The organism is Eggerthella sp., assembly GCF_048329335.1.
Lineage (GTDB): Bacteria > Actinomycetota > Coriobacteriia > Coriobacteriales > Eggerthellaceae > Eggerthella > Eggerthella lenta.
Genome location: NZ_DBFEGU010000272.1, coordinates 1 through 3,488 on the forward strand (window position 1 = coordinate 1; position 3,488 = coordinate 3,488).

At 63.5% G+C, this 3,488-nt stretch carries 4 protein-coding genes; 3 read left to right on the top strand and 1 reads right to left on the bottom strand.

Annotated features, from left to right (window positions below):
• On the top strand, positions 1 to 844 hold an 844-nt coding region (locus ACMO6A_RS08570), incomplete at its 5' end, for an amino acid permease (protein ID WP_418471109.1).
• Positions 845 to 963: 119 nt separating this feature from the next.
• Here the strand turns inward: ACMO6A_RS08570 and ACMO6A_RS08575 are convergent.
• The gene (locus ACMO6A_RS08575; protein ID WP_258553835.1) at positions 964 to 1,098 is read right to left on the bottom strand and encodes a hypothetical protein; all 135 of its coding nucleotides are present in this window, start codon (positions 1,096 to 1,098) and stop codon (positions 964 to 966) included.
• A 327-nt stretch (positions 1,099 to 1,425) separates the two neighbouring features.
• Here ACMO6A_RS08575 and ACMO6A_RS08580 point away from each other — a divergent pair, with 327 nt between their 5' ends.
• Positions 1,426 to 2,001: a xanthine phosphoribosyltransferase gene (locus ACMO6A_RS08580; RefSeq protein WP_009305325.1), complete on the top strand. Its 576-nt coding sequence runs from the start codon at positions 1,426 to 1,428 to the stop codon at positions 1,999 to 2,001.
• A complete protein-coding gene (locus ACMO6A_RS08585; protein ID WP_009305324.1) occupies positions 1,998 to 3,386 on the top strand; it encodes a uracil-xanthine permease family protein in 1,389 nt (462 codons plus the stop codon). The genes ACMO6A_RS08580 and ACMO6A_RS08585 overlap by 4 nt, the downstream gene beginning before the upstream one ends.
• Positions 3,387 to 3,488 lie beyond the last annotated feature (102 nt).

A 3,488-nucleotide genomic window follows, 5' to 3' on the forward strand; every position in this document is an offset into this window, starting at 1 on the left:
CCAGGTGAGCAACACCATGATGATCACCATCTGGGTGTTCGTGGGCATCGAGGGCGCGGTCGCGATCTCCGGTCGCGCCAAGAAGGAACGCGACGTGGGCAAGGCCACCATCATCGCGTTCATCTGCGTGCTCAGCATCTACCTCATGGTCAGCGTGCTCAGCATGGGCGTCATGCCGCTGTCCGAGCTGGCTCAGCTGGAGAACCCGGCGCTTGCGGGCGTCATGGAGCACGCGGTGGGGCAGTGGGGCGCCATCCTCATCAACGGCGGCGTGGTGCTGTCGCTGGTGGGCGCCATGTTGGGCTACACCGTGCTGTCCAGCGAGTCGCCTTACGAGGCGGCTGAGCAGGGCGTGTTCATCAAGGCCTTCGCCAAGACGAACAAGAAGGGCGCCCCCATCGTCACGCTCGTGGTGACGAACGTCATCATCGAGGCGTTCCTCGTGGTCATGCTGTTCTCGGACAGCACGTACCAGTTCTTCTACGCGCTGTCGGCCGGCATGATCTTGCTGCCGTACCTGCTGTCGGCCGCGTACTTCGCCAAGCTCACGTTCACGGAGCCGGACGCCTTCAAGGGCAAGGTGGGCGGCAGCCTGGTGCTGTGGCGCATTTTCGGCGTGTTCGGCGTGGTGTACAGCTTCTTCCTGGCGTGGGCGTCGGGCGCGACGGGTCTCACCCTCATGTCGCTTCTGTACGCGCCGGGCATCCTCATGTACATCAAGGGCAAGAAGGAGCGCAACGAGCCGTACCTCAAGAGCACGGTGGACAAGGTGGTGGTGGCCATCATCCTCATCGCCGCCGTCACGTCGCTCGTGCTGCTGTTCACCGGCCAAGTGGTGCTGTAGGGACGCGAGCTGCATCGCTTGGAAACCCTTGCGAGCTGTCGTTCGATGCGTATAATATGAGGCGAGCCGCAGGGAGTTGGTGCTCCACACGGCTCTCGGATCGCTTCGGCGGTTTGGGTTTACTTGGAGCGCTCCTTTCCCTTGTGGGACTGGAGCGCGTCTTTTATCACCAGGGCAAACTCGATGATACGAGACATCAGCTTCAACAGCAATTCGGCCAACGCAAGCAAATCCAAAGCGGTCATGGTCTTCACCTCCATCCTTCTAGAATAATGAGAGGGAGAGGCACCAAGCCGCCGGATCGAATCCGTACCTACAAGTATAGCGGGCCCGTTCTACGTTTCCATGGCGCGCATCACCACGGAAAGCCTTCCCGACCTTGCGCGGTTCCAGCGCCGTTCCAACGCGGATTCCATATTCCTTGCCATCGTTTCCCACGTGGTTTCCATGCGGGCAACCCGTCGATCTAGCGAATTCCCCGTTCCCCTGGCGGCATGCGTCCTTTACACTGTCCTGCAAAGGTTCGTTGCGTCTGCGAGATGACGCGACGCATGAAGACGGAACGACGACGGAGGCGGCACGTGGAGCTTTTGGAGGAACGCATCAGGCGCGACGGGGTGGTGAAGTCGGAGGGCGTCCTCAAAGTGGACAGCTTCCTCAACCACCAGCTGGACATCGATCTGTTCGACGCGATGGGCGAGGAGTTCAAGCGGCTGTTCGCCGACGCTCCCATCACGAAGATCCTCACGATCGAGGCGTCCGGCATCGGCATCGCCTGCGTGGTGGCGCGCCATTTCGGCGTGCCGGTGGTGTTCGCAAAGAAGGCTCAGAGCATCAACCTGGACGGCGAGATGTTCACGACACGCATCGAGTCGTTCACGCACGGTCGCGTGTACGACGTCATCGTGTCGAAGAAGTTCCTGAACGCCGACGACCATGTGCTGATCATCGACGACTTCCTGGCGAACGGATGCGCGCTGAACGGCCTCATCGAGCTCGTCGGCGAGGCGGGCGCCACGGTGGAGGGCATCGGCATCGCCATCGAGAAGGGCTTCCAGCCTGGCGGCGACGACCTGCGCGAACGCGGCTACCGCCTGGAATCGCTCGCCATCGTGGAGCGCATGGACCCCGAGACGGGGGAGATCGCGTTCCGATGAAAGCATTCGTACACGAGAACCTGTTCAAGCTCGACGGCGACATCCCCGTCGTCCGCGCCATTCCCTACGGCATCCAGCACATCCTCGCGATGTTCGTGGCGAACCTCGCGCCCATCCTCATCGTGGGCGCGGCGGCCGGCCTCGCGGACGATCAGCTGGGCATGCTGGTGCAAAGCGCCATGCTCATCGCGGGCATCGGCACGCTCATCCAGCTGTTCCCGCTGTGGCGCGTGGGGTCGGGCCTGCCCATCGTTATGGGCATCAGCTTCACGTTCGTCACCGTGCTCGTGGGCATCGCGGCCACGTACGGGTACAACGTCGCCATCGGCGCCATCATCGTGGGCGGCATCATCGAAGGCGTGCTGGGTCTGTTCGCGAAGTATTGGCGGCGCATCATATCGCCCATCGTGGCGGCCGTCGTGGTCACGTCCATCGGCTTCTCGCTTTTGGGCGTGGGTGCCTCTTCGTTCGGCGGCGGCTCCGGCGCTGCCGACTTCGGATCGCCGCAGAACCTGCTGCTGGGCACCATCTCGCTGGTTTCGTGCCTGGTGTTCCAGGTGCTGGCGAAAGGCAAGACCAAGCAGCTTTCGGTGCTGTTCGGCCTGGTCATCGGGTATGCATGCGCCGTGGTTGCGGGGGCGGTCGACTTCAGCGGCTTCCAGAGCATGGAGCTGTTCGCACTGCCGCAGCTCATGCCGTTCACGCCCGAGTTCAACCTGGGCGCCATCGTGTCGGTGACGCTGATCTTCCTCGTGTCGGCCACCGAGACTATCGGCGACACCTCCGCGCTGACCATGGTGGGCCTCAACCGCGAGGTGAAGGAGAAGGAGCTTTCGGGCTCCATCGCCTGCGACGGTTTCGTCAGCTCGCTGTCGGCGTGCTTCGGCTGCCTGCCTATCACGTCGTTCTCGCAGAACGTGGGCCTCGTGGCCATGACGAAGGTGGTGAACCGCAAAGCCATCGCCACGGGCGCGGTCATCATGATCCTGGCGGCGTTCCTGCCGGTGATCAGCGTGATCTTCGCGTCGCTGCCTGAGGCGGTGCTGGGCGGCTGCACCATCATGATGTTCGGCAACATCATCGTCAGCGGCTTCCAGATGATCGCGCGGGCGGGCTTCTCGCAGCGCAACATCCTCATCGCGGCGCTGTCGCTGGCCGTGGGCATAGGCTTCACGCAGGTGTCGGCCCTGTTCGCGAACTTCCCCGAGCTGATCCAAAGCGTGTTCGCGCAGAACTGCGTGGCCGTGGTGTTCCTGGTGGCCGTGGTGGCGAACCTCGTGCTGCCGAAGGACGCCGGCATCGAGGGCGCGACGGCGATGTCCGAACGTTCGACCGCCGAGGCGGCGCCGAGCGTCGACGAGGACGGCGACCTGGCGACGGCGTGACGCCCCGCGGTTGCCTGGGCGCGTGCGGCGACGCGCCTCGCGGATGTTCCTGAGTTTCCGGTCGCATCATCGCCCCAAAAACACGCCTCAGTCGCTGGAGCG

Bases quoted from the DNA above. Each gene is read 5' to 3' on its own strand.
- ACMO6A_RS08585 (WP_009305324.1), top strand. From the start codon at position 1,998: ATGAAAGCATTCGTACACGAGAACCTGTTCAAGCTCGACGGCGACATC.